Consider the following 25,650-nt stretch of genomic DNA (forward strand, 5'->3'; position numbering starts at 1 on the left):
CCAATCGCCTCCGCCGTCGAAGCCGCCGCCCCAGTCGCCGCCGCCGCTGTCACCGCCCCAGCCGCCGTCGCCGCCGCCGTCGACGTAGACCGGGGTCGACATTGCGGAACCCAGCATCGTGCCCATCAGCATGCCGGGCAGCAGTCCGCCGAAGTAGCCGCCGGCCCACCCGCCGTACGCCGGCCCGGCGTCGTAGTACGGACGCCGCTCACCCTCGCCGACCGGAACCATACGTATGGCGGGATCGGCGCCGTTCTTGATCCGTAGCGCGTCGGCGGCGCACGCCGGCACCGTGCGCGGGACACCTCCCGGCGGTGCCCACTCGATGTCCTCGGCCGACGGGCCGTGCCCCGGATCGAAGAAGCAGGGGAGACGACGATCCGGAAGCGGCTCGCCCTTCATCCTGGCGTCGACGGTGGCCAACAGCCAGCGGCCCTCCTCGAGGGCGTTGGTCACCGGCTTCATGTCGCCCGGTCGCTCGGCGCGCTCGGCGTAGACCTTCGCGTTCTCGTAGAGGTCGAGGGCGCGGCTGTACTCGTTGCGCGCCTCGATCGGGACCTTGGAGTCCTGTCGGAGGTCCAGGTCCAGCTCCGACAGCCGCTCACCGTACATGGTGATGTCCTCGTCGAGGGCGCCGCGGACCTGCTCGAGCTGGGCGCGCTCCTTGCTGCGCTTGTTGCGGCGGTAGAGCAGGAAACCACCGCCGCCGGCTGCGACGAGAATCGCCAGCGGAAGCAGGCCGCCACCACCGCCGTCACCGGACGACGCCGAGTCGTTGCCGGAGTCGGATCCACCGCCGCCCGCGGCGAGGTCGTTGACCCGGCTGACGAGACCGTCGACGAAGCTGGACATGTCCGCGGCGTTGTCCGCGACGCTGATCACGACGTCGTTCGCGTCGCGGATGACATCGGAGGCGCCGTTCACCATCCCGTTGGGCGCCAGCACCACGACGTAGGTGCCGCTCTGGTCGACCTTGGCGGCGAGGTCGGCGCCGGTGATGTCGGAGTCGCGCGGCAGCACGGCCACGCGAATGGGCGTGCCTGAGCCCCGCAGCTGTTCGCGGGCTGCGGACTGTGCGCTACCGTCGAACTCCAACTCCGCCGCTGCGTCCAGGTCGACGTAGAGCGGGTCGTTTCGGAGGGCGGCGGCGACGTCGTCCAAGCTGCTCGACATATACCCATCATCCACGGTCTGGCGCGTCGTGCCACGAGGAGGTCCGGCCGTCATGATCGCGACAGACGCGACCCCTGTCGGGGGCAGGTGGTTCGATGGACGCGTGGAGAAGGTCACCTGGGGCCAGGTGCTCGCCCGCCGGCTGCGGCGCCTGCACGTCACCGACCCGTCCGCCGACCTCGTCGGCACGGCGGCGCGGCTGGTCGGGCTGCACGCTCAAGTGGCGTCGTCCGCGGAGCTCATCGCGGCCGTCCGCACCCCGGCCTACGAACGAGGCGACATCGCGACCGCGTTGTGGACCGACCGCACGCTCGTCAAGACGTGGGGGATGAGGGGCACGCTGCACCTGTTCCCAGCCGCCGAGCTGCCGCAGCTGGTCGCGGCGTGGGCGCAGCGCCAGTGGCCCAAGGTCAACGCCGCCTGGGAGCGCTACCACGGCGTCAACCTCGCCGTCCTGCGGCAGGTCACCGAGATCATCGGCGAGGTGCTCCCGGGCAAGGTGCTCACTCGCGAGGAGCTGTTGGCCGAGATCGCCCGCGAGGTCCGCGCACCTGGCATCGAGGCCGCGGTGAGGTCGGGCTGGGGCCAGATGTTCAAGCCGGCCGCTGCCGGCGGCCTGCTCTGCTCCGGTCCCGAACGCGACCGCAACGTCACCTTCACCAGCCCGCGCACCTGGCTGCCCGACGTGCCCTGGGACGAGCAGCCCGACGAGCACACCGCCATGGCCGCCGTCATCGAGCGGTTCCTCGACGTCTACGGGCCCGCCACGCACGAGGACTTCGGCCGCTGGTGGGGCACCGACGCCGCGAAGGCACGCCGGCTGTTCAAGGAGCACGCCGCGGTCATGGTCCAGGTCGACATCGACGGCGCCACCTGCTGGTCCACGCCGGCCGCCCTCGCCGACCTCCAGCAGAACAAGCAGAACGACGACGCCGTCGGCGTGCACCTGCTACCGGGGTTCGACCCGTACGTCATCGCGCCGCTCGGGCACCGTGCGTACACGGTGCCCGAGGGCTTCATCGACCGGGTGTCGCGGGCCGCGGGCTGGATCTCACCGGTGCTGCTGGTCGACGGCGTCGTGCGCGGCGTGTGGAGCCACGAGCTGAAGAACGGCACCCTCACCGTCGCCGTCGAGCCGTCCGCGAAGGTCACCGCCGCCACCAAGAAGGCGGCGACGGCCGCCGCCGGGCGTTACGGCGAGCTGTTCGACTCCGACGTCCGGCTCACCTGGGGGTAGCTCAGGCGGCCTCTCCGCGCACATGGTCGACGGCGACCCGCACCGTCACCCGCTGCTCGCCCTTCTTGCGGTACGGGTAGCTGTCGGCGTCGAGGTACTTCTTCGCCAGCCGGTCGATCACCTCGTCGCCGTCCTCGGTGCTCAGCGTGGCGCGGCCGGTCACGCTGGCCCACCGCCACGCGTTCTCGGGGTCGAGCACGCTGACCGAGACGACGTCGTTCTCGCGGAGCCGCCGCTCCTTCACGCGGCCGGCGGCGGTGTTGAAGATCACGCCGTCGCCGTCGACGTCCACCCAGACGATCGAGTTGTGCGGGCGGCCGTCGGCGTCGATCACGGTCGCCCAGGCCGGGATCGGGCGGGAGAACAGGTCACGGGCGGTGTCCGGCAGAGCGGGCATACGGGGGTGCATCCCTTCATAAGGTTGACGTGTCAAGCGTTGCCATGAACGACAACGCCGGACGCACCCGTAGAGCTTCCCGATCCGGCGTCAGCCTTCGATCGTGCAGATGACGGCGCCGTTGGCGATCGTCGCGCCGACCTCGGCGGTCAGCCCGCTGACCGTGCCGGCCTTGTGCGCCGTGATCGGCTGCTCCATCTTCATCGCCTCCATGACGACGACGACGTCGCCCTCGGCGACGGTCTGGCCGTCCTCGGCGACCACCTTGATGATCGTGCCCTGCATCGGCGAGGTGAGCGCGTCGCCGCTGGCGGCGGCCGCACCGGACCGGCCCGCGCTGCGGCGGGCCGGCCGCCGGGCCGCACCAGCGCCCGCGCCCGCACCCGTGCCCGCGCCACTGGACAGGCCGGCCGACGCGCCCAGGCCGGCAGGCAGCACGACCTCCAGCCGCTTCCCGCCGACCTCGACGGTGATCCGCTCGCGGCCGTCGTCACCGCCCTCGGCGCCGCCGGCGGTCCCGTCGAACGGCGTGAACGGGTTCTCCCACTCGGTCTCGATCCAGCGGGTGTGCACGGCGAACGGCTCGTCGTCGGCGGCCGGGACGAACGCGGCGTCGTCGAGTACCGCCCGGTGGAACGGGATGACCGTGGCCAGCCCGCCGACCTCGAACTCGGCCAGCGCCCGCCGGGCCCGCTCGACCGCCTGCCGCCGCGAGGCGCCGGTGACGACCACCTTGGCCAGCAGCGAGTCGAAGTTCTGCCCGACGACACTGCCCGGGTCGACGCCGGCGTCGACCCGCACGCCCGGCCCGGACGGCGGCCGGAACGTCGTGACGGTGCCCGGGGTGGGCAGGAAGTTGCGGCCGGGGTCCTCGCCGTTGATGCGGAACTCGATGGAGTGGCCGCGGATGACGGGGTCGTCGAAGCCCAGTTCTTCTCCCTCGGCGATGCGGAACATCTCGCGGACGAGGTCGAGGCCGGTGACCTCCTCGGTGACCGGGTGCTCGACCTGCAGCCGGGTGTTGACCTCGAGGAACGAGACGGTGCCGTCGATGCCGACGAGGAACTCGCAGGTGCCGGCGCCGACGTAGCCGGCCTCGCGCAGGATCGCCTTGGACGCACGGTACAGCTCGGCGTTCTGCTCGTCGGTGAGGAACGGGGCGGGGGCCTCCTCCACCAGCTTCTGGTGCCGCCGCTGCAGCGAGCAGTCGCGCGTCGACACCACGATGACGTTGCCGTGGCGGTCGGCCAGGCACTGGGTCTCGACGTGTCGCGGCCGGTCGAGGTAGCGCTCGACGAAGCACTCGCCGCGGCCGAACGCCGCCACGGCCTCACGCACCGCGGACTCGTAGAGGTGGGGGATCTCCTCCAGCGTGCGGGCCACTTTGAGGCCGCGTCCGCCGCCGCCGTAGGCCGCCTTGATCGCCACCGGCAGGCCGTGCTCCTCGGCGAACGCGACGACCTCGCCGGCGCTGGTGACGGGGTCGGGGGTGCCGGCGACCAGCGGCGCACCGGCGCGTGCGGCGATGTGCCGGGCGCTGACCTTGTCACCCAGCGCGGTGATGGCGGCCGGCGGTGGGCCGATCCAGACCAGCCCGGCGTCGAGGACGGCCTGCGCGAACTCGGCGTTCTCGGCCAGGAAGCCGTAGCCGGGGTGGACGGCGTCGGCGCCGGCCCGCTCGGCGACGTCGAGCAGCTTCGCGATGACCAGGTAGGTCTCGGCGGCGGTCTCGCCGCCCAGCGCGTAGGCCTCGTCGGCGAGCCGGGCGTGCGGCGCGTCGCGGTCGCCGTCGGCGTAGACGGCGACGCTGGTCAGGCCGGCATCGCGGCAGGCGCGGATCACCCGCACCGCGATCTCGCCGCGGTTGGCCACGAGAACCTTGCTGATCCGGCGGTACTCCACGCTGACTCCTCCCAGAACTGGTGGCGAGTCTAGGGGACCGCCGGATGAACGCCGTCTGACGCACGATGCATTGAGGCAACCCGGCGGGCCGCTCATGCGTGTACAGCAGCGACGAGGGTTCACCACACGAGGGCGGGGTCGTGATGCTTATACAGTCCCCAGACGAGGAAGACGCGGCCGCGAGCGCGACGGTGACGGCTGATCGTTCCGAGCTGGACGAGGCGACGATGGATTTCGAGGAGTTCGTCCGGGCGAGCCTGCCCGGGCTGCTGCGCTACGGTCACGCGCTGACCGGGTCGCCGCACGACGCTGCCGACCTCGTGCAGACCGCCCTGGAGAAGGTCGGGTCGCGCTGGACCAAGATCATGCGGCAGAACGCCGACCCGCAGGCCTACGTCCGGCGGTCGATGGCGAACGCTCACGTCAGCCGGTGGCGGCGGCGCCGCCGTGAGGTGCTCGTCGACGAGTTTCCCGAGCACGCGGCGTTCCAGCCGGATCGGCTCGACGGCGAGCCGATGTGGAAGGCGCTGGCCGAGCTGCCGCCACGGCAGCGGGCGGTGCTGGTGCTGCGCTACTACGAGGACCTGTCCGAGGCGGAGATCGCCGCGGCGTTGGGCATCAGTCAGGGCACGGTCAAGAGCCAGGCGAGCAAGGCACTGGTGAAGTTGCGGGCGAGCGTGTCCGCGGTGGAGGGACGAGATCGATGAACGACTTCGACGACGAACTGCGCCGGATCCTCGGCGACGACCGGCTGTCGCTCACCGCGCGCGCCGACGCCGTCGGGCGGATCGTCAAGGGCGCACAGCGGCGGCACACCACACGGGTCGTGGCCTCGGCCGTCGGATCGGTCGGGCTGGTGGCCGCGGTGGCGGTCGGTTCGGTCGCGGTGACCGGTCAGTTCACCGCCGCGCCCGACGTCAACCCGGCGGGCACGCCGACGACACTTGAGACGCCCGAGACGCCGACGATCGAGGAAACCCCCGCGCCGCCGACCCTGCAGCCGTCCGAGACACCGGCGACCGAGGAGACGGGCGAACCGCCGGTGAACACCGAGACCCCGGACCCGCCGCCGGACGAGGACACCACCGAGGCGCCGCCGGTATCCGAGACCGGTGACGAGACCGGCAGCGACACCGGAACCGAGACCGGCGAGGATCCGGCCACCGACGACCCGGCGGCGAACGCGATCGTGATCTACCCCAACGAGGGAATCGACGGCTTCACCGTCGGCACACCGCTCACCGAGCTGGAGGGCATCGACGGCGTCGAGATCACACCGTACGAGCCCGGCTCGGGCTACCACGAGGCCTGCTACGGCGAGTACCGCAGCGCGAACGCACACGGCGTCATCTCGGTGCGCGGCAGTTGGGGCGAGTACCCGGACGACCTGCGGCCGCACTACGAGGTCGCGACGATGCACTTCTACACCCCGGTGTCGACGCCGGAGGGCATCGCGGCCGGCTCGACGGAGAGCGACATGCTGGCGGCCTACCCTCAGGCGTGGGTCATGGGTGACGGCAACTACCGCGCGGAGTTCCACGGCGAGGACGTCATCGTCCGGGCCTGGCACTTCCTGATGTCCGCCGGTGAAGTCGCCGAGGTCGTCATGGACGGAGCCGCCCGATGCGAAAAGCAGCCCATCGTCGACCCGCCGGCGGAGGGCGGGGAGCAGGCCGCCGGGACCGAGACCGGCTAACCCGCGAGCCGCTCCAGGTCGGCGCGACATCGGCGCTCCAGTTCGGCGAGGTCGGACAGGGTGGCGTCGATGTCGCGCCGGCGCTGTTCCAGTTCCGAGCGCCGGTGCTCGATCTGGTCGAGCAGGTAGCGCAGCTGGCCGACCTCGCCGGGCTCGGCGTCGTACATGCCGATGATCTTCTTGATCTCGTCCAGCGGGAAGCCCAGCCGCTTTCCGCGCAGCACCAGGCCCAGCCGCACCTTGTCGCCGTCGTGGAAGATGCGGCGGGTGCCGTCGCGGGCCGGCGTCAGCAGCCCCTGCTCCTCGTAGAACCGGATCGTGCGCAGGGTGACGCCGTACTCGTCGGCCAGTTCGGCGATGCTCCACGTCCGCTCGTCGGCCACGCCGGCTCCTCCGTTCCCGTCCGCTCGAACCCCTGGTTTCGGGCCTGAACTTACGTTAACGTAAACGTCAAGTACCGGTGCACTACGGAAAGCGGGAACGATGATGTTCGAGCTCTCCGCGGAACACGAGGAGTTCCGCACGGTCGTCCGCGACTTCGCCCGGGAGCGGATCGCGCCGCACGCGGCGGAGTGGGACCGCAAGCACGAGTTCCCGGTCGGCGTCGTGCGGGCCATGGGCGAGCTGGGGCTGTTCGGCCTGACCGCGCCCGAGGAGTACGGCGGCGCCGGCGGCGACCTCACCAGCCTTTGCGTGGCGATCGAGGAGGTCGGCCGGGTCGACCAGTCGCTGGGCATCACGGTGGAGGCCGCCGTCGGGCTGGGCATCACGCCGATCCTGACCTATGGAACCGACGAGCAGAAGGCCCGCTGGCTGCCCGACCTCGTCGCCGGGCGGGCGCTGGCCGGGTTCGGCCTCACCGAGCCGGGCTCCGGGTCCGACGCGGCGGCGACGGCGACCCGCGCGGTGCTCGACGGCGACGAATGGGTCATCGACGGCGCCAAGCAGTTCATCACCAACTCCGGCTCGGAGCTGACCAGCTGCGTCACCATCACCGCGCGGACCGGCGAACGGCCGGACGGCGGCGCGGAGATCTCCGCGATCATCGTCCCGGCCGGCACGCCCGGCTTCGTCGTCGAGCCGGCCTACGACAAGCTCGGCTGGCACGCGTCCGACACCCACCCGCTGACGTTCGACGGCGCGCGGGTGCCGGCCGACCACCTGCTCGGCGAGCGCGGCCAGGGGTTCGCCCAGTTCCTGGCGACGCTCGACGACGGCCGCATCGCGATCGCGGCGCTGGCGGTCGGCTGCATCCAGGCGATGCTCGACGCGTCGGTCGGCTACGCGCACGAGCGGACGTCGTTCGGCGTGCCCATCGGCGCCAAGCAGGCGGTCGCCTTCCAGATCGCCGACCTGCACGTCATGGCGCAGGCCGCCCGGCTGCTGACGTACAGGGCAGCGGCCCTGCGCGACGCCGGCGCTCCGGCCGAGCAGGTCAAGCAGGCGGCGGCGTCGGCCAAGCTCTACGCGACGGAGTCCGCCGTCACCGCCACCCGCGTCGCCACCCAGGTGCACGGCGGCTACGGGTTCATGGAGGAGTACCCGGTGGCCCGCTTCTACCGCGACGCCAAGATCCTCGAGATCGGCGAGGGGACCAGCGAGATCCAGCGGCTCGTCCTCGCGCGTGGGCTCGGCCTGCCCGTTCAGTCGTGAAGGGGTTCAGTGCCGCAGTCTCATGCAGGATCAGGGTGACCACGCGATGATGGCAGGGGTGTGACGGAAGGGGGCGCTGTGGGGCACGACCACTACGCCGAGGTCGACGCGGCCAGGAAGGCCACCGAGGTCCCGTCGGACTCCGGCGCCGCCAAGCTCGCCGCGCAGGGCAAGCTCTACGTCCGCGACCGCATCGACCTGCTGTTCGACGCCGGCACCTTCGTCGAGGACGGCCAGCTGGCCAACGCCATGGCCACGAACCTGCCGGCCGACGGCGTCGTCACCGGCCGCGGGCTGGTCGAGGGCCGGCCGGCTCTCGTCGTCGCCAACGACCCCACCGTCAAGGCCGGGTCCTGGGGCGCCCGGACCGTCGAGAAGATCGTCCGCGTCACCGAGACCGCACTGCGCGACGAGCTGCCGGTGTTCTGGTTCATCGACTCCGCCGGCGCGCGCATCACCGACCAGGTCGAGCTGTTCCCGGGCCGCCGCGGCGCCGGGCGCATCTTCCACAACCAGATCGCGCTGTCCGGCAAGGTGCCGCAGATCTGCTGCCTCTTCGGGCCCAGCGCGGCCGGCGGCGCCTACATCCCGTCGTTCTGCGACGTCGTGATCATGGTCGAGGGCAACGCCTCGATGTACCTGGGCTCGCCGCGGATGGCCGAGATGGTGGTCGGCGAGAAGGTGACGCTGGAGGAGATGGGCGGCGCTCGCATGCACGCGACGGTGTCCGGCTGTGGCGACAACCTCGCCGCCGACGACGCCGAGGCGATCGAGCAGGCGAAGGCGTTCTTCTCCTACCTGCCCGGGTCGTGGCGGCAGGCGCCGCCGTCGTACACCGCCGGTGGTGCCGCCCGCGAGTTCACCCGCGACCTCGTCCCCGCCGAGGAGTCCCTCGGCTACGACATCCACCACGTCATCGACGCGATCGTCGACGACAGCTCGTTCCTCGAGGTCAAGCCGCTGTTCGCGGCCGAGCTGGTGACCGGGTTCGGGCTGCTGGAGGGCCAGCCGGTCGGCATCGTCGCGAACCAGCCGGCGGTCAAGGGCGGCGTGCTGTTCACCGACTCCGCGGACAAGGCGGCCCGGTTCATCTGGCTGTGCGACGCGTTCAACGTGCCGCTGATCTACCTGGCCGACGTGCCCGGCTTCATGATCGGCTCCGAGGTCGAGCGGCAGGGCATCATCCGGCACGGCGCCAAGATGATCACCGCGGTCGCCGAGGCGACGGTGCCGACGGTGTCGGTGATCATCCGCAAGGCCTACGGGGCCGGCCTCTACGCGATGTGCGGTCCCGGCTTCGGACCCGACGCGTGCCTCGCGCTGCCGACGGCGAAGATCGCCGTCATGGGCCCGGAGGCCGCCGTCAACGCCGTCTACTTCAACAAGATCGCCGCCATCGCCGACGACGAGGAGCGCGCCGCGTACGTCGCCGGGCTGCGGCTGGAGTACGAGGCCGACATCGACATCCTGCGGCTGGCGTCCGACCTCGTCATCGACGCGATCGTGGAGCCGGAGGAGCTACGGGGCCAACTGGTCGCCCGCCTGGCGGCCGCGGCCGGCAAGGACCGCCGGTTCTCCGAGCGCCGGCACGGCGTGCCGCCGGTCTGAGCGCCGTCAGCGGGCCGCGCGGCGGGCGCGGCGGCGGACCGGCTCGTGGTCGGGGTCGGTGCGCCACAGCTCGGTGATCGAGACGCCGAGCCGGCCCAGCAGGGTCCGCAGCAGCGGCAGCGACAGCCCGACGACCGCGTGGTGGTCGCCGTCGATGGCGGTGACGAACGGGCCGCCGAGGCCGTCGATGGTGAACGCGCCGGCCACCCGCAGCGGCTCGCCGGTGGCGACGTAGGCGCGGATCTCGGCGTCGGAGAGGTCGGCGAAGTGCACCGTCGTGCTGGCGGTGTCGCCGATGGCCCGGCCGGTGCCGCCGTCCTCGGGCTCGCGCAGGTCGATCAGCCAATGGCCGGTGTGCAGCACACCGGACCGGCCGCGCATGCGCTGCCAGCGGCGCACCGCGTCGACGGAGTCGGCCGGCTTGCCGTGGATCTCGCCGTCGAGCTCGAGCACGGAGTCGCAGCCGAGGACGATCATGCCGGTGAACGTCTTGCCGGCGACCTGTTCCGCCTTGGCGCGGCCGAGCAGCAGTGGGACGTCGTGCGGCGGGAGCGGCCCGCGCGCCCGGGCGTCGGCCAGGACGGCGTCCTCGTCGACGCCGGAGACCTGGACCACGGGTTCGATGCCGGCCGAGCGCAGGGTCGCCAGCCGGGCGGGGGACTGGGAAGCGAGCAGCAGGCGCACCACGGACCTCACGTTACCGAAAATGATCATCGGCGGTCGATGCCTGAAACGGATCGGCCGCCGCCGATATCGGGTGATCATGGTCATGGAGAGGCTAACCCGCGGTCGGCCGCTTTGTCTCGGCCTTGCCCGGGACCCGGCCCGGCCGCTGGAGGGCCGCCGTCACATCCGACAGCAGCCCTCCAGCGCGGCGATCAGGCCGTCGCCAGGCTCCCCGGCCGGGTCGCGGCCTCGTCGGCCTCCGGCGCGGGCCGGTCCTCGCCGCCGTCGGCGAACACGTCACCGCGCCGGTCGGAGTTGTAGACCGCCACGTCCAGCAGACCCTCGCGCTTGGCGACGATGGTCGGGACCAGCGCCTGCCCGGCGACGTTGACCGCCGTCCGGCCCATGTCGAGGATCGGGTCGACGGCCAGCAGCAGGCCCACGCCGGCCAGCGGCAGGCCCAGCGTCGACAGCGTCAGCGTGAGCATGACGGTGGCGCCCGTCGTGCCGGCGGTCGCGGCCGAGCCGACGACGGAGACCAGCACGATCAGCAGGTAGTCGGACACCGACAGGTCCAGGCCGAAGAACTGCGCGACGAAGATCGCGGCGATCGCCGGGTAGATCGCGGCGCAACCGTCCATCTTCGTCGTCGCGCCGAACGGCACCGCGAACGACGCGTACGACCGCGAGACGCCGAGGTTGCGCTCGGTGACCTGCTCGGTGACCGGCAGCGTGCCGACCGACGAGCGCGACACGAACGCCAGCTGGATGGCCGGCCAGGCGCCGGTGAAGAACTTGACCGGGTTCAGGCCGTGCGAGCGCAGCAGGATCGGGTAGACGGCGAACAGCACCAGCGCCAGGCCGATGTAGATGGCCAGCGTGAACCGGCCGAGCGAGCCGATGGCGTCCCAGCCGTAGTCGGCGACGGCGTAGCCCAGCAGGCCGATGGTGCCGATCGGGGCCAGCCGGATGATCCACCAGAGCACCTTCTGCACGATCGACAGCGCGGCCCGGTTGAACGCGAGGAACGGCTCGGCCTTCTCGCCGTGCTTCAGGGCGGCGATGCCGATGGCCGCCGACACGACCACGAACTGCAGCACGTTGAAGCTGAGGCTGGTGGTCGCCGCGCCGGTCTCGGGGTCGAGCGACGTGTCCGCCGTCAGGGCGAGGAAGTTGGTCGGGACCAGGCTGGTGAGGAACGCCCACCAGTCGCCGGTGCGGCCCGGCTCGGCGGCCTGGTCCTGCGTGACGGACGTGTGCTCGCCCGGCTGCAGGATCAGGCCGAGCGCGATCCCGATGGCGACCGCGATCAAGGCGGTGATCGCGAACCACAGCAGCGTCTGCCCGGCCAGCCGGGCCGCGTTGGTGACGTTGCGCAGGTTCGCGATGCTCGCGACGATCGCGGTGAAGATCAGCGGGATGACGGCCGCGCGCAGCAGGTCGACGAAGAGCCCGCCGACGGTGTCGAGAGTGCTGGTCAGCCAGTTGGGGTTGCCGTCGGCGGCCGGGCCCAGCTCGCGGGCCACGAGGCCGAGGACGATTCCGAGCGCCAGGCCGATCAGGACCTGGACGGAGAACGAGGGCAGGCGCAGCCGGCGGGACGCGGGCGCGCCTGCGGTCGCGGTTTCGGACATGCGAAGACCTTCCGGAACGGGGAGGGGACGGGGTGAGGCGGGGACCGCGCGCGGGCAGACGGCGCCGATCGAGGGCAGGGCTCCGCCCGGGGCGCGCGCGGATGCGGCTAGCTAGGCCGGACAGGCAGAGCTGGCCTGCCGTCGCAGATCGACGTGCAGGCGCTGAGTGAGACCCCAGATGTTCACCATGTCAGCGTCCTCAACGACCCGGGTTGACGTGGGTATTCCCGATTTCCGCCAGTATTTCGCGGCCAGTGGCGAATGACGTAGGTCACACCCGTGGTCCCGGCCGACCGGAACGGCACGTCAGAGGCGGGCCAGCGCCTCGCGCAGCGGGTCGAGGCCGAGCGAGCCGAGGTCGAGCGCCGCGCGGTGGAACTCGCGCAGGTCGAACGCGTCGCCCTTGCGCCGCTGTGCGTCGTCGCGGGCGGCCAGCCAGATCCGCTCGCCGATCTTGTATGACGGCGCCTGCCCGGGCCAGCCGAGGTAGCGGTCCAGTTCGAAGCGGAGGAACTCTTCGGGCAGGCGGCAGTGGGCGCGCAGGAACGCGTACGCCGACTCCGGCGTCCACACGCCGGCCGGCAGCTCGTCGGCCGCCACCACCGACGCCGGGATCTGCTTGCCGAGGTGGACGCCGATGTCGACGACGACCCGGGCGGCGCGGAACGCCTGGCTGTCGAGCATGCCGAGGCGGTCGCCGGGGTCGTCGAGGAAGCCGAGGTCGGCCATCAGCCGCTCGGCGTAGAGCGCCCAGCCCTCGCCGTGGCCGGACACCCAGCACAGCAGCCGCTGCCAGCGGTTGAGCACCTCGCGGCGGTAGATGACCTGGGCGACCTGCAGGTGGTGGCCGGGCACGCCCTCGTGGAAGACCGTCGTGGTCTCGCGCCAGGTCGAGAACTCCTCGACGCCCTCGGGCACCGACCACCACATGCGGCCGGGGCGGGTGAAGTCCTCGCTCGGGCTGGTGTAGTAGATGCCGCCCTCCTTGGTGGGCGCGATGCGGCACTCCAGCCGGCGGATCGGCTCCGGGATGTCGAAGTGCACGCCGCTCATCGCCTCGATGGTGCGGTCGGACAGCTTCTGCATCCACTCCTGCAGCGCGTCGGTTCCGGCGATCTTGCGGGCGGGGTCGGCGTCGAGGGCGGCGACGGCGTCGTCGACGGTGCCGCCGGGGACGATGTCCTGCGCGACCTCGGCCAGCTCGGTCTCGATGCGGGCCAGCTCGGCGACGCCCCACTCGTAGGTCTCGTCGAGGTCGACGGTGGCACCGAGGAAGTAGCGGGAGGCGACGGCGTAGGCGTCGCGGCCGACGGCGTCCTGCTCGCGCGCCACCGGGGCCACCGTCTCGGCGAGGTAGCCGCCGAACGACCGGAACGCCTCGGACGCCGCCGCGGCGGCCGCGTCGAGGTAGGCGCGCAGCGCCTCCGGACCGCCCGCGGCCAGGCCGGTGAAGAACGTGTTCGCGACCCGGCCGGCCTGCTCGGCGACGGCGAGCACCTGACGGCGGGCCGGCGGGAGGCCCGCGGCGACGTCGGCGTCCATCGTCCGCCGGTACTGATCCAGCGCCGTGGGCACGGCGCGCATGCGGGCGGCGATGTTCGCCCACTGCTCGTCGGTGTCGGTCGGCATCAGGTCGAACGTCTCGCGGGCCCAGTGCATCGGGCTCTCGATGACGTTGAGGTTGCGGTTCAGCCCGACGTCGTCCAGCTCGACGTCGAGCGACAGCCGCTCGCGCATCGCCTTGCCCGCGACCCGCTCCCGCTCGTCGGCCGCTGTGGCCGTCTCGAGTGCGGCAAGAGTCCGCTCCGCGAGCGCCCGGCGCTGCGCGAACCCGTCCGGCGACAGGTCCGTGCTCTGGGCGTCGTAGCCGCTCAGGCCGGCGTAGGTGGCGGTGTAGGGGTCGAGGGCAGCGTACTCGTCGACGTAGGCGTCAGCGATCTCGTCGACGGACGGCGGCTGCGGAGTCGTCACGCTGCGACCCTATCCGGGCGATCCTTGCGGCGAGAAGGACGATCGACGGGCAGATCCTCGTCAATGCGGCAGCGCGCTGGCCCGCCATGCGCCGGCGCCCGGGGTGAGCGGCGCCCGTCGCCTCGTCCAGTACGACGCCCACGCCGACCGCGGCGGGCTCGCCGACGCGCGTCCGGCCGCGGCCTTCGCCGTCAGTACCACGACGAGCGCGACCAGCTCCTCGTCGGTCGGGTTTCCCCGGACCACCCGCAGCAGCGGCGTCTCGCTCACGCCGTCCACCCTAATGGCCGCCGCTCACAGCGGGATGTTGCCGTGCTTCTTCGGCGGCAGCGTCTCGCGCTTGGTGCGCAGCGCCCGCAGCGCCTGCGTCACCGCGACCCGGGTGCGCGACGGCTCGATGACGGCGTCGACGTAGCCGCGCTCAGCCGCGACGTAGGGGTTGGCCAGCGTGTCCTCGTACTCGGTGATGAGCTGGGCTCGGCGCTCGGCCGGGTCGTCGGCGTCGGCGAGTTCGCGGCGGTACAGGATGTTCACCGCGCCCTGGGCGCCCATGACGGCGATCTGCGCGGTCGGCCAGGCGAGGTTGACGTCGGCGCCGAGGTGCTTGGAGCCCATGACGTCGTAGGCACCGCCGTAGGCCTTGCGGGTGATGATCGTGACCAGCGGCACGGTCGCCTCGGCGTAGGCGAAGATGAGTTTGGCGCCGCGCCGGATGATCCCGTTCCACTCCTGGTCGGTGCCGGGCAGGAAGCCGGGCACGTCGACGAACGTCAGCACGGGGATGTTGAACGCGTCGCAGGTGCGGACGAACCGGGCGGCCTTCTCCGACGCGTCGATGTCGAGGGTGCCGGCGAACTGCAGCGGCTGGTTGGCGACGACGCCGACGGACTGGCCCTCGACCCGGCCGAAGCCGACGATGATGTTGCCGGCGAACAGCGGCTGCACCTCGAGAAAATCGGCGGAACCATCGGCAGCGACATCCATCACCGCCTCGACCACCGCATGCATGTCGTACGGCTGGTTCGCGCTGTCCGGGACCAGCGTGTCGAGCGCGAGATCGGTGTCGGTGAGCTCCAGCGACGCGACGGCGTCGGGGAACGACGGCGCGGGGTCGAGGTTGTTCTGCGGGAGGTAGGAGAGCAGCGCCTTGACGTAGTCGACGGCGTCGGCCTCGTCGCCGGCCATGTAGTGGGCGTTGCCGCTCTTGGTGTTGTGCGCCCGGGCGCCGCCGAGGTCCTCGAAGCCGACGTCCTCGCCGGTGACGGTCTTGATGACGTCTGGGCCGGTGATGAACATGTGCGACGTCTGGTCGACCATGACGGTGAAGTCGGTGATCGCCGGCGAGTACACGGCGCCGCCGGCGCACGGGCCCATGATCAGCGAGATCTGCGGGATCACGCCCGACGCGTGCACGTTGCGGCGGAAGATCTCGCCGTACAGCCCGAGCGAGACGACGCCCTCCTGGATGCGCGCGCCGCCGGAGTCGTTGATGCCGATCATCGGACAGCCGGTCTTCAGCGCGAAGTCCATGACCTTGACGATCTTCTCCCCGAAGACCTGGCCGAGGCTGCCGCCGAAGACGGTGAAGTCCTGCGCGAACACCGCGACCTGGCGGCCGTCGACGGTGCCGAAGCCGGTGACGACGCCGTCGCCGTAGGGCCGGTTCCTCTCCATGCCGAACGCGGTGGAGCGGTGCCGGGCCAGCTCGTCGAACTCCACGAACGAGCCCTCGTCGAGCAGCATCGCGATGCGCTCGCGGGCAGTCTTCTTGCCGCGCGCGTGTTGCTTCTCGACGGCCCGCTCGGAGCCGGCGTGCACGGCGTCGTCGATCCGCTGCCGCAGGTCGGCGAGCTTGCCCGCGGTCGTGTGGATGTCCGGACCCTCGTGCGTCGTCATGTCGTGGCCTCCGTGATCGGTGGAGCCCTAGCAGGGTAGAGCACGTCCGTCTCGCACTGTGGGGCACGGCCGCGGCGTTCCACGTCGGCTGTCTACGCTGGGCGCATGGCCTCCACTGCCACCGGATCCCGCGAAGCCGCGCGCTTCGAGATGCCCGAACGGCTGCGTGCCGACGTCCGGCAGCTCGGCGACGCGCTGGGCCAGGTGCTGCGCGAGTACGGCGGCGACGGCCTGCTGGCCGACGTCGAGCGGCTGCGCGAGCTGACCATCGCCTCGCACCACGAGGACCAGACGGTCGCCGACGACGCCGCCACTCTGGCCGAGCAGCTGGTCGCGTCGTGGACGCTGGACCGCGCCGACGAGGTCGCGCGCGCGTTCACCGTCTACTTCCACCTGGTCAACGCCGCCGAGGAGTACCACCGCGTCCGCTCGCTGCGAGCCGGCGACCGCGCCGACCACCCGCTGGCCGGCACCGTCGCGAAGGCGGTCGAGGACGTCGCCCGGCTCGCCGGGCACGACAAGGCCAAGCACCTGCTCGACGGCCTGGAGTTCCGGCCGGTCCTGACGGCGCACCCGACGGAGGCGCGCCGCCGGGCCATCGTCACCGCCATCCGCCGCATCGCCGCCCTGCTGGAGCGCCGCGACGACCCGCGCCTGGGCGCGTCCGAGGACGCCGAGACGCAGCGGCAGCTGCTGGAGCAGATCGACGTGCTGTGGCGTACGGCTCCGCTGCGGGTCGATCGTCCCGGCCCGCTCGACGAGGTCCGCACCGCGATGTCCGCCTTCGACGACGTGCTGTTCCACGTCGTGCCGCAGGTGTACCGGCGCGCCGAGATGGCGCTGGCGGGCGGCTCCGAGGCGGTCGCCGCGCCCCAGGTGCCTGCGTTCGTCCGGCTCGGCTCCTGGATCGGCGGCGACCGCGACGGCAACCCGCACGTCACCAGCGCCGTCACCCGGCAGGCGATGGCCGTCCAGTCCGACCATGTGCTGCGGGCGCTGGAAGGCGCCTGTACCCGGGTCGGCCGCGGGCTGACGCTCGACGCCTCGACCACGCCGGCGGCCACCGAGCTGCGCCGCATCCTGGCCGATGCCCAGGCCGCCCAGCCCGAGCTGTACACCGAGCTGGCCTCGCGTTCGCCCAACGAGCCGCACCGCATCGCCGTCCTGTACGCCGCCACCCGCATCGGCGCCACCCGCCGGCGCGACGCCGACCTGTCCTACGCGTCGGCGGCCGAGCTGCTGGCCGACCTGCGCGCCGTCCAGGCCAGCCTGGCCGAGGCCGGCGCCGCGCGGCAGGCCTACGGCGAGCTGCAGGGCCTCATCTGGCAGGTCGAGTCGTTCGGGTTCCACCTGGCCGAGCTGGAGGTCCGTCAGCACAGCGCCGTGCACCGGGCGGCGCTCGAGGAGGTCCGCGCCGGCGGCATGCTGTCCGACCGTACCGAGGAGGTCCTGGCCACCATCCGGGTGATGGCGCAGATCCAGGCCCGGTTCGGCCCCGACGCCTGCCGCCGCTACGTCGTCTCGTTCACCCAGTCCTCCGGCGACGTCGCCGCCGTGTTCGAACTGGCCCGGTACGCGCTCGACGGCCGGCCGCTCGCGCTCGACGTCGTGCCGCTGTTCGAGACCGGCGCCGACCTCGCGGCCTGCGTCGACATCCTCGACGGCGTGCTGGAGCTGCCCGAGGTGCGGTCCCGGCTGGAGGAGACCGGCCGGCGCATGGAGATCATGCTCGGCTACTCCGACTCCGCGAAGGACGTCGGCCCGGTGTCGGCCACGCTGGCGTTGTACGACGCGCAGGATCGGCTCACCGCGTGGGCCCGGGAGCACGAGCTGACGCTGACGATGTTCCACGGCCGCGGCGGGGCGCTGGGGCGGGGCGGCGGGCCGGCCAACCGCGCGGTCCTGGCGCAGGCGCCGGGTTCGGTCGACGGCCGGTTCAAGCTCACCGAGCAGGGCGAGGTCATCTTCGCCCGGTACGGCGACCCCGCCATCGCACGGCGGCACATCGAGCAGGTCGCGTCCGCCGTCCTGCTGGCGTCGACGCCGGCGGTGGAGGAGCGGGCCCGGGCGGCCGCCGTCGAGTTCGCCTCGGTCGCCTCGGTGCTCGACACCGCTGCCCGCGACGCCTACCACGCGCTCGTCCGCACCGACGGCTTCCCGGAGTGGTTCGCCCGGGTCACCCCCCTGGAGGAGGTCGGCTCGCTGCCCATCGGCTCGCGGCCGGCCCGGCGCGGGCTGACGGTGTCGTCGCTGGACGACTTGCGGGCCATCCCGTGGGTGTTCTCGTGGTCGCAGACCCGCGTCACACTGCCCGGCTGGTACGGCCTCGGCTCCGGCCTGGCCGCCGTCGGCGACCTCGACGTCCTGCGCCGCGCGTACGAGGAGTGGCCGCTGTTCACCGTGATGATGGAGAACGCGGAGATGTCGCTGGCCAAGTCCGACCGCCGCATCGCCGCGCGGTACCTGGCGCTCGGCGACCGTCCCGAGCTGACCGAGCGGATCCTCGCCGAGCACGCGCTGACCACCCGCTGGGTGCTCGACGTCACCGGGCACAGCCGGCTGCTCGAGGACCGCCACGTGCTGGGCCGCGCGGTCGCGCTGCGCAACCCCTACGTCGACGCGCTGTCGTACCTGCAGGTCCGGGCACTGCGGGCGCTCCGGCAGGCCGACGTCGAGTCCGGCTCGGCGGAGGAGAAGGCCACCAGGCGGCTGCTGCAGATCAGTGTCAACGGCGTCGCGGCCGGCCTGCAGAACACCGGCTGATGTGGTCGGTGCACCGGGTCGCGACCACGGGGTCGACCAACGCCGACGTCGCCGCGGCGGCCCGCTCCGGTGCCGCTGAGGGCTACGCCGTCGTCGCCGACCACCAGAGCGCGGGCCGCGGCCGGCTGGATCGCCGCTGGGAGGCTCCGCCCGGCACGGCGCTGGCGATGTCGTTCCTGCTCCGGCCCGATGGCGTCCCGGCGACCCGGTGGTCGTGGCTGCCGTTGCTGGCCGGGGTCGCCGTCGTCGACGCGGTCGCGGCGGCGGCCGGGGCGTCCGCCGTCCTCAAGTGGCCGAACGACGTGCTGCTGGACGGCGGCAAGCTGTCCGGCATCCTCGCCGAGCGGGTCGAGACGCCGTCCGGGCCGGCCGCCGTCCTCGGCATCGGGCTCAACGTCGCGCAGACGCCGGACCAGCTGCCACCCGGAGGGGCGTCGCTCGCACCGTACGGCGCCGCGGCCGACGCCGTGCTCGACGCCGTCGTGGACGGGCTGGCGGTGCGGTATTCGGATTGGCGGGCGGCCGCCGGCGACCCGTACGCGTCCGGGCTGGCCGCCGACTACGCCCGCCGCTGCGACACGATCGGCCGCCACGTCCGGGCCGAGCTGCCCGGGGGCGAGGCCGTCGTGGGCCGGGCGACGCGCGTCGACGACGCCGGGCGGCTGGTGCTGCGGGTCGACGGCACCGGCGACGAGGTCGCGGTCGGCGCCGGCGATGTCGTCCACCTGCGGCCGCAGTGAGAGCGCCTGTTCTCGCCTGCGGGTCCGACGTGCCAGGATTCACGACATGGGGTTTTCCGACAAGCACCTCAGCGACGACGAGCAGGTGATCTACCACCTGCACACGCACGTCAAGGCGCTGATCGTGCCGGTGCTGGTGTTGTTGCTGCTGGCGGCAGGCGTCGGCTTCGGCCTGGGCGCGCTGCCCGACGACGAGCTGGTCGGCACGGTGGGCCGCTGGGCCATCGTCATCGTCGGCATCGTGGCGCTGTGCGCGTGGGTCATCTGGCCGTTCCTCACCTGGCTGACCACGACGTACACCATCACCAGCGAGCGACTGGTCACGCGGCGCGGCATCATCACCCGCACCGGCCGTGACATCCCGCTGCGGGTCATCAACGACGTCGCCTACGAGATGCAGCTCAACGACCGCATCCTGCGCTGCGGCACGCTGGTGGTGTCGGCCGCCAGCGAGCAGGGCCAGGTGCGGCTCCACGACGTGCCGCGGGTGCAGCAGGTGCAGTTGCGGCTCAGCGAGCTCGTGCGCGAGGCGCACGACGAGGACGAGCGCGCGTGACCCTGCCGCCCGAACCGCCGCGGAAACCGACCCCCGACGAGCTCGAACGGCTGCTGCTCGGTGCGTCCCGCCGCTACACGCGGGAGCAGATCGCCGAGGGCGCCGGGCTCACCGTCGACGAGGTGACGCGGTACTGGCGGGCGCTGGGGTTCCCCGACGTCGGCGAGGAGCAGGCGTTCACCGTCTGGGACATGGAGGCGCTACGCGGCGTCACCGAGCTGGTGCGCGACGAGGTGGTCGACGAGGCCACCGCGGTGCAGATGGTGCGGGCGCTGGGCCGGATGACCGGCCGCCTGGCGGAGTGGCACGTCGAGACGCTCGCCGAGATCATCGAGGACAACGAGGCCGCCGGGCACGGCACCGGCAGCCGGCTGACGTCGGCGTACCTGGTGGCGCAGAAGCTGTTGCCGGAGTTCGAGCGGCTGCTCATCTACGCGTGGCGGCGCAAGCTGGCCGCGTCCGTCAACCGGCTGGTCGCCATCGGCCGCATCGGCGACGCGCCGCTGCTGGCGGCACCCGCGTCCGTCGGGTTCGCCGACCTCGTCTCGTTCACCCGGCTCTCCCGCGGCCTGAGCGTCGACGAGCTCGGCCAGCTGGTCGAGCGGTTCGAGGCCACCACGAACGACGTCATCTTCGGCACCGGCGGGCGGGTGATCAAGACGCTCGGCGACGAGGTCGTGTTCACGGCCGACGACCCCGAGACCGCAGCGCTGATCGGCTGCCGGCTGGTCGAGGAGATCGGCGAGAACGCCGACCTGCCCGACATCCGGGTCGGCATCGCGACCGGCCCGGTGGTGGCCCGGCTCGGCGACGTGTTCGGCACCCCGACGAACCTCGCCGCCCGCCTGACCGCGCTGGCAGAGCGGAACACCGTACTGATCGACGACGTGACGGCGAAGGAGCTGGCCGACGCGCCCGCCTTCGCGCTGCGCGCGCTGCCGCCGACGACGGTGCGCGGCCTCGGCGTCGTCAACGCGTTCACCGTCACCCCGCGCCGCGAACCCCCGGCGCCGGCATGACGGTCGAGCACCGGGTCGCCGCCGCGGTGCTGGTGCGCGACTCGCACGTCCTGTTGTGCCATCGTCGCGCCGATCGCGCGTGGTACCCGGACGTGTGGGACTTTCCGGGCGGGCACGTCGAGGACGGCGAGACCGTGGTCGACACGGTGCGCCGCGAGTGCCGCGAAGAGCTCGGCATCGCTGCGGCCGCGGCACATCGCGAGCTGGCGCGCTGGGTCGAGGCTGACGAGGACATCACGTTCGTCCAGCTGCTGCGCTGGGACGGCACGCCGCGCAACCTCGCGCCGGAGGAGCACGACGACGTGCGCTGGTTCGCCCTCGCGGAGGCGGTGGACCTGACGCTGCCCGATCCCCGCTATCCCGGCCTCCTGCGGCGGGTGTTGCCCGCCGAGTGACGGGCGGCCGGCTCGCGGTCACCAGAGCCTTGCCGATGCGTCACCATGAGCGGGTAGGGTCCGCGGCATGACGAGCGGAGCGACGGCATGACGAGTGCGGCGACGGTGCGCCAGGCCGTGATCCTCGCCGGTGGGCAGGGGTCGCGGCTCAAGCCGTACACCGACACCGTGCCGAAGGTGATGATCGAGATCGCGGGCCGGTGCATCATCGACCACCAGCTGGACTGGCTGGCCGAGGCCGGCGTCACTGACGTCGTCGTGTCGGCCGGGCACCTCAGCGAGGTCCTGCTGGCCCACCTCGACTCCCGCGAGCTGCCGGTGCGGGTGCGCACGGTCGTCGAGGAGCAGCCGCTGGGCCGCGGCGGCGGGCTGAAGTACGCCGGCAAGCAGCTGCCCGCGCCCGACGAGGGCTGGTACGCGCTCAACGGCGACATCTGGACCCGCTTCGACCTGCGCGGCATGGCGGCCTACCACGTCGAGCGGCAGGCCGTCGCCACCATCGCGCTGGCCCGGCCGCGGATGCCGTGGGGCGTCGTCGAGCTGGACGAGCTGGGCCGGGTCACCGACTTCGTCGAGTCGCCGCCGTCGCCGTACCCGATCAACGGTGGGGTGTACGTGTTCTCGCCGCAGATCCTCGACCTGCTGCCCGACGTCGGCGACCACGAGCGCACGACGTTCCCGTCACTGGCCAAGGAGCGGCTGCTGGCCGGGTATCCGATCGAGACGTACTGGCGGGCCATCGACACCGCGAAGGACCTCGCCGAGGCCGCGAAGGAGCTCGCGGCGCTCCGGCAGACACTCGGGGAGTGACCGCCGCGCCCCGGTAGTGTTCGAGGCATGGGAAGTGTGACGATCAACCGGCTCGATGGCGTGCCGGGTGTCATAGAGCTGGTCCTGGACCGGCCCGAGGCGCACAACGCGCTCTCCACCGACCACGCGCGGCAGCTCGCCGCGGCGACGGCGGAGGTCGCCGCCGACCCGGCCGCTCGCGCCGTCGTGCTGTCGTCGTCGGCGCCGAAGGCGTTCTGCGTCGGCGCCGACCTCAAGGAGCGCAACACCATCGACGACGACGGCCTGCGTGCGCAGCGAGTCGTGTTCCGCGCGATGTTCACCGGCCTGGTGGAGCTGCCGGTGCCCACCGTCGCGGCCGTGCACGGGTACGCGCTCGGCGGCGGCCTGGAGCTGGCGCTGTCCTGCGACCTCATCGTCGCCGACGAGACCGCCGTCGTCGGGCTGCCGGAGGTGTCCGTCGGCGTCATCCCGGGCGGCGGCGGCACGCAGCTGCTCACCCGTCGCCTGGGCTGGAGCCGGGCCGCCGACCTGATCTTCACCGCCCGCCGGCTCGACGCCGACGAGGCGTACCGGCTCGGGCTGGCCGACCGGCTGGTCCCGGCCGGGTCCGCGCGCGCCGCCGCGCTGGAGCTGGCTGCCGCCGTCGCCGCGAATTCGCCGGTGGGGATCCGCAACGCGAAGCGGGCCATGCGGCACGGATTCGACGCCCCGCTCGCGGCCGGCCTGGACATCGAGGACGCCGCCTGGCGCGCCACCGCCTTCAGCGGGGATAGAAAGGAAGGTGTGGCGGCGTTCAACGAGAAACGGCGTCCGGATTGGCCAGGTGAGTGACGTGGCGTTCCCAACGAAGGTGAGCGTGCGCGAGGTAGGCCCGCGCGACGGCCTGCAGAACGAGGACCCGATCCCGACGGCCGCCAAGGTCGAGCTGATCGACGCGCTGGCGATGACCGGCGTCCGGCGCATCGAGGCGGTGTCGTTCGTCCACCCCAAAGCGATCCCGCAGATGGCCGACGCCGACGAGGTGTGGTCGCGGGTCCGGCGCGACCCCCGCATCCGCTACTCCGCGCTGGTGCCGAACCTGCGCGGCGCCGAGCGGGCGCTCGCCGCCGGGTTCACCGAGCTGGAAGTCGTGGTGTCGGCGTCTGACACGCACAACCAGCGCAACATCAACCGGACGACGGAGGAGTCACTGGCGGAACTGCCCGCGCTGGTCTCGCTCGTCCATGAGGCCGGCGGGACGCTGCAGCTCATCGTGTCGACGTCGTGGGGCTGCCCGTACGAGGGCGACGTGCCGGTCGAGCGGGTGCTGTGGGTGGCCGGCCGCGGCGTCGAGGCCGGTGTGGACAGCCTGGTCTACGGCGACACCACCGGGATGGCGACGCCGCCGCGGGTGACGCGGCTGGTCGGCGCAACGCGCACCGCGCACCCCGGTCTGCCGCTGGGCCTGCACTTCCACAACACTCGCGGGACCGGGCTGGCCAACGTCTACGCCGCCCTGGAACTCGGCGTCGACGACTTCGACGCCTCGGTCGGCGGCCTGGGCGGCTGCCCGTACGCGCCCGGAGCGTCCGGCAACATCGCCACCGAAGAACTCGTCTACCTGCTCGAGGACATGGGCATCGACACCGGCATCGACCTGCCGGCGCTCATCGGGGTCGCCGGGCTGGCCGAGCGGCTGGTCGGCCACAAGCTCGACTCGCAGGTGCTGCGGGCCGGCCCAGCCGTGCGCTGAGCCGGTTCTACGTCGTCTGTTCCTGGACTTGGACCCGGTGCGCCGGGAACACCCAGGTGCGGTACGACCAGAACCGGAACAGCGTGCCCAGCAGCAGCCCGACCACGTTGGCGGCGACGTTGTCGGCCAGCGGGCCGGAGAGCCCCAGCACGTAGCGGGAGAACCCGAGGCAGGCCAGCGCGATGCCCAGCCCGATGCCGTTGAGCACGAAGAACAGCGTGTACTCGCGGGCGAGGCCGGTGCGGGCGCGGTGCCGGAACGTCCACAGCCGGTTGCCGGTGTAGGTGACCGTGGTGGCGCCGACGACGGCGATGGTCTTGGCCCACAGCGGGGAGTCGTGCAGCGGGCCGATGCCGTTCTCGCCCCAGAACAGCAGGGCGTTGAAGATCGCAAGGTCGAAGACGAAGCCGACGCCACCGACGGTCGCGAACTTGGCGGCCTCGCGGATCAGGTGGTGCAGGCCGTACCAGACACGAGACACCGCACCTGGCAGACGCGAGGTGCGGTGTTGCGGTGGCGCGGTATCGAGCACCCGCCAAGGGTAAGGCACAACGCCCGGATCCGGACATCCCGCATGGTTTGCGCAGGTCAGGCGCTGATCGTTTGTCTCACGAGCCCAGTCCGCCGGCCGTGCCGTACGCTCGTGGCCTGTGGGTGATGATGCGACGTGGCCCGTGGTGGGCATGGTTGGCGGGGGCCAGCTGGCCCGGATGACCCAGCCGGCGGCGGTGGCGCTCGGCGTGCGGCTGAAGGTGCTGGCCGCGGGGCCGGACGAGTCGGCGGCGCAGGTGGTCCACGATCCGGTGATCGCCGACGAGAAGGCGCTGGCCGACCTGCGCGCGTTCGCCGCCGGGTGCGACGTCCTGACGTTCGACCACGAGCACGTGCCGCCCGCTCACCTGGAGGCGCTGGAGGCCGACGGCGTGCTGGTGCGGCCGGGGTCGGCGGCGCTGCTGCACGCCCAGGACAAGGGTGTGATGCGGTCGCGGCTGACGTCGCTGGGGATTCCGTGCCCGCGGTGGACCGTGGTGTCCGGGCCGGATGAGGTGGCGTCGTTCGCCGCGTCCCTCGGGGGAGACGTCGTGCTGAAGACCACGCGCGGCGGTTACGACGGCAAGGGCGTCTGGCTGGTGACGTCGTCCACCCCGGCCGAGGTCGTCGCGGAGCCGTTCCGCGCCGGTGTCCCGGTGCTGGCGGAGGAGCGTGTCGACTACGCGCGCGAGCTGTCCGCCGTCGTCGCCCGCTCGCCGCACGGCCAGGCCGTCGCGTACCCCGTCGTCGAGTCGGTGCAGCGCGACGGCATCTGCGTCGAGGTGGTCGCGCCGGCGCCCGGGCTGTCGTCGGACCTGGCGGTGGAGGCGCAGCGGCTGGCGTTGACGATCGCGTCGGCGCTGGACGTCGTGGGGGTGCTGGCGGTGGAGCTGTTCGAGACCGTCGATGGGCGGCTGCTGGTCAACGAGCTGGCGATGCGGCCGCACAACTCCGGGCACTGGTCCATCGACGGCGCCGTCACTAGCCAATTCGAGAACCACCTGCGGGCGGTGCTAAACCTGCCGCTGGGCTCGCCGGTCGCGCGGGCGCCGTACACCGTCATGGTGAACCTGCTGGGCGGCGACCTGCCCGACGTCTACCCGGCCTATCGGCACGTCATGGCCCGCGACCCCGAGCTGAAGGTGCACTGGTACGGCAAGGGCGTGCGGCCGGGCCGGAAGGTCGGCCACGTGACGGCGTACGGTTCGGACCTCGCGGACCTGCGCTCGCGGGCCTGGCACGCGGCGGACTACATCCGGGGGGACATCGATGAGTGACGTTTCCGACCT

25 protein-coding genes are annotated in these 25,650 nt (G+C 72.4%); 14 read left to right on the forward strand and 11 right to left on the reverse strand.

Annotated features, from left to right (window positions below; genetic code table 11):
* The coding region (locus tag E1262_RS00005) for a hypothetical protein (protein WP_132100997.1) at window positions 1–1,173 on the reverse strand (1,173 nt) is incomplete at its 3' end.
* Between the two features lie 103 nt (window positions 1,174–1,276).
* On the opposite strand from E1262_RS00005, the gene E1262_RS00010 reads away from it, so the two are divergent.
* Complete coding sequence (locus E1262_RS00010) at window positions 1,277–2,410, forward strand: winged helix DNA-binding domain-containing protein (RefSeq protein WP_162605690.1); 1,134 nt, start codon at window positions 1,277–1,279, stop codon at window positions 2,408–2,410.
* 1 nt (window position 2,411) lies between these two features.
* Here E1262_RS00010 and E1262_RS00015 read toward each other — a convergent pair whose 3' ends face one another.
* Window positions 2,412–2,807 (reverse strand): PPOX class F420-dependent oxidoreductase, encoded by a 396-nt coding sequence (locus E1262_RS00015; protein WP_132100999.1) that lies wholly within the window; start codon window positions 2,805–2,807, stop codon window positions 2,412–2,414.
* A gap of 90 nt (window positions 2,808–2,897) precedes the next feature.
* Window positions 2,898–4,694: an acetyl/propionyl/methylcrotonyl-CoA carboxylase subunit alpha gene (locus E1262_RS00020; protein WP_132101241.1), complete on the reverse strand. Its 1,797-nt coding sequence runs from the start codon at window positions 4,692–4,694 to the stop codon at window positions 2,898–2,900.
* Between the two features lie 158 nt (window positions 4,695–4,852).
* Here E1262_RS00020 and E1262_RS00025 point away from each other — a divergent pair, with 158 nt between their 5' ends.
* Together E1262_RS00025 and E1262_RS30060 are read left to right on the forward strand one after the other, a co-directional pair.
* Window positions 4,853–5,416, forward strand: coding sequence for a SigE family RNA polymerase sigma factor (locus E1262_RS00025; RefSeq protein ID WP_132101000.1), 564 nt, complete (start codon window positions 4,853–4,855; stop codon window positions 5,414–5,416).
* Window positions 5,413–6,405: a DUF4366 domain-containing protein gene (locus E1262_RS30060; RefSeq protein WP_162605691.1), complete on the forward strand. Its 993-nt coding sequence runs from the start codon at window positions 5,413–5,415 to the stop codon at window positions 6,403–6,405. The genes E1262_RS00025 and E1262_RS30060 overlap by 4 nt, the downstream gene beginning before the upstream one ends.
* Here the strand turns inward: E1262_RS30060 and E1262_RS00030 are convergent.
* Entirely contained in the window at window positions 6,402–6,788 is a 387-nt protein-coding gene (locus E1262_RS00030; protein WP_132101001.1) for a MerR family transcriptional regulator, read from the reverse strand. The genes E1262_RS30060 and E1262_RS00030 overlap by 4 nt on opposite strands.
* A 100-nt stretch (window positions 6,789–6,888) precedes the next feature.
* On the opposite strand from E1262_RS00030, the gene E1262_RS00035 reads away from it, so the two are divergent.
* Window positions 6,889–8,058 (forward strand): acyl-CoA dehydrogenase family protein, encoded by a 1,170-nt coding sequence (locus E1262_RS00035; RefSeq protein WP_132101002.1) that lies wholly within the window; start codon window positions 6,889–6,891, stop codon window positions 8,056–8,058.
* Between the two features lie 78 nt (window positions 8,059–8,136).
* Window positions 8,137–9,666, forward strand: coding sequence for an acyl-CoA carboxylase subunit beta (locus tag E1262_RS00040; RefSeq protein ID WP_132101003.1), 1,530 nt, complete (start codon window positions 8,137–8,139; stop codon window positions 9,664–9,666).
* A gap of 6 nt (window positions 9,667–9,672) precedes the next feature.
* Here the strand turns inward: E1262_RS00040 and E1262_RS00045 are convergent, their stop codons facing one another.
* The 6 genes from E1262_RS00045 to E1262_RS00065 all read right to left on the reverse strand — a co-directional run bounded on the left by E1262_RS00045 (window position 9,673) and on the right by E1262_RS00065 (window position 15,833).
* The gene (locus E1262_RS00045) at window positions 9,673–10,353 is read right to left on the reverse strand and encodes a Maf family protein (RefSeq protein ID WP_238992771.1); all 681 of its coding nucleotides are present in this window, start codon (window positions 10,351–10,353) and stop codon (window positions 9,673–9,675) included.
* A gap of 191 nt (window positions 10,354–10,544) precedes the next feature.
* Entirely contained in the window at window positions 10,545–11,966 is a 1,422-nt protein-coding gene (locus E1262_RS00050; RefSeq protein ID WP_132101005.1) for a dicarboxylate/amino acid:cation symporter, read from the reverse strand.
* Window positions 11,967–12,077: 111 nt separating this feature from the next.
* Window positions 12,078–12,155, reverse strand: coding sequence for a putative leader peptide (locus E1262_RS31945; RefSeq protein ID WP_407717011.1), 78 nt, complete (start codon window positions 12,153–12,155; stop codon window positions 12,078–12,080).
* Between the two features lie 117 nt (window positions 12,156–12,272).
* Entirely contained in the window at window positions 12,273–13,937 is a 1,665-nt protein-coding gene (locus E1262_RS00055) for a DUF885 domain-containing protein (protein WP_132101006.1), read from the reverse strand.
* Window positions 13,938–13,997: 60 nt separating this feature from the next.
* Complete coding sequence (locus E1262_RS00060; RefSeq protein WP_132101007.1) at window positions 13,998–14,207, reverse strand: acyl-CoA carboxylase subunit epsilon; 210 nt, start codon at window positions 14,205–14,207, stop codon at window positions 13,998–14,000.
* Window positions 14,208–14,231: 24 nt separating this feature from the next.
* Complete coding sequence (locus E1262_RS00065; protein WP_132101008.1) at window positions 14,232–15,833, reverse strand: acyl-CoA carboxylase subunit beta; 1,602 nt, start codon at window positions 15,831–15,833, stop codon at window positions 14,232–14,234.
* Window positions 15,834–15,938: 105 nt separating this feature from the next.
* Here E1262_RS00065 and E1262_RS00070 point away from each other — a divergent pair, with 105 nt between their 5' ends.
* The 8 genes from E1262_RS00070 (at window position 15,939) to E1262_RS00105 (ending at window position 23,830) form a co-directional block, all read left to right on the forward strand.
* Window positions 15,939–18,596: a phosphoenolpyruvate carboxylase gene (locus E1262_RS00070; protein ID WP_132101009.1), complete on the forward strand. Its 2,658-nt coding sequence runs from the start codon at window positions 15,939–15,941 to the stop codon at window positions 18,594–18,596.
* The gene (locus E1262_RS00075; RefSeq protein WP_132101010.1) at window positions 18,596–19,336 is read left to right on the forward strand and encodes a biotin--[acetyl-CoA-carboxylase] ligase; all 741 of its coding nucleotides are present in this window, start codon (window positions 18,596–18,598) and stop codon (window positions 19,334–19,336) included. The genes E1262_RS00070 and E1262_RS00075 overlap by 1 nt, the downstream gene beginning before the upstream one ends.
* A 46-nt stretch (window positions 19,337–19,382) precedes the next feature.
* On the forward strand, window positions 19,383–19,892 hold the full coding sequence (locus E1262_RS00080) for a PH domain-containing protein (protein WP_132101011.1): 510 nt from the start codon (window positions 19,383–19,385) through the stop codon (window positions 19,890–19,892).
* On the forward strand, window positions 19,889–20,911 hold the full coding sequence (locus E1262_RS00085) for an adenylate/guanylate cyclase domain-containing protein (RefSeq protein WP_132101012.1): 1,023 nt from the start codon (window positions 19,889–19,891) through the stop codon (window positions 20,909–20,911). The genes E1262_RS00080 and E1262_RS00085 overlap by 4 nt, the downstream gene beginning before the upstream one ends.
* Complete coding sequence (locus tag E1262_RS00090; protein ID WP_132101013.1) at window positions 20,908–21,306, forward strand: NUDIX domain-containing protein; 399 nt, start codon at window positions 20,908–20,910, stop codon at window positions 21,304–21,306. The genes E1262_RS00085 and E1262_RS00090 overlap by 4 nt, the downstream gene beginning before the upstream one ends.
* 87 nt (window positions 21,307–21,393) lie before the next feature.
* Window positions 21,394–22,116, forward strand: a complete 723-nt coding sequence (locus tag E1262_RS00095) for a nucleotidyltransferase family protein (protein WP_132101014.1) — start codon at window positions 21,394–21,396, stop codon at window positions 22,114–22,116.
* Window positions 22,117–22,143: 27 nt separating this feature from the next.
* Window positions 22,144–22,929, forward strand: a complete 786-nt coding sequence (locus tag E1262_RS00100; RefSeq protein WP_132101015.1) for an enoyl-CoA hydratase/isomerase family protein — start codon at window positions 22,144–22,146, stop codon at window positions 22,927–22,929.
* Between the two features lies 1 nt (window position 22,930).
* Window positions 22,931–23,830, forward strand: coding sequence for a hydroxymethylglutaryl-CoA lyase (locus E1262_RS00105; RefSeq protein WP_203453379.1), 900 nt, complete (start codon window positions 22,931–22,933; stop codon window positions 23,828–23,830).
* A gap of 7 nt (window positions 23,831–23,837) precedes the next feature.
* Here the strand turns inward: E1262_RS00105 and E1262_RS00110 are convergent, their stop codons facing one another.
* Entirely contained in the window at window positions 23,838–24,311 is a 474-nt protein-coding gene (locus E1262_RS00110) for a GtrA family protein (protein ID WP_203453380.1), read from the reverse strand.
* 202 nt (window positions 24,312–24,513) lie between these two features.
* On the opposite strand from E1262_RS00110, the gene E1262_RS00115 reads away from it, so the two are divergent.
* On the forward strand, window positions 24,514–25,638 hold the full coding sequence (locus tag E1262_RS00115; RefSeq protein WP_203453381.1) for a 5-(carboxyamino)imidazole ribonucleotide synthase: 1,125 nt from the start codon (window positions 24,514–24,516) through the stop codon (window positions 25,636–25,638).
* Window positions 25,639–25,650 lie beyond the last annotated feature (12 nt).

It is taken from the genome of Jiangella aurantiaca, assembly GCF_004349105.1.
Classification (GTDB): domain Bacteria; phylum Actinomycetota; class Actinomycetes; order Jiangellales; family Jiangellaceae; genus Jiangella; species Jiangella aurantiaca.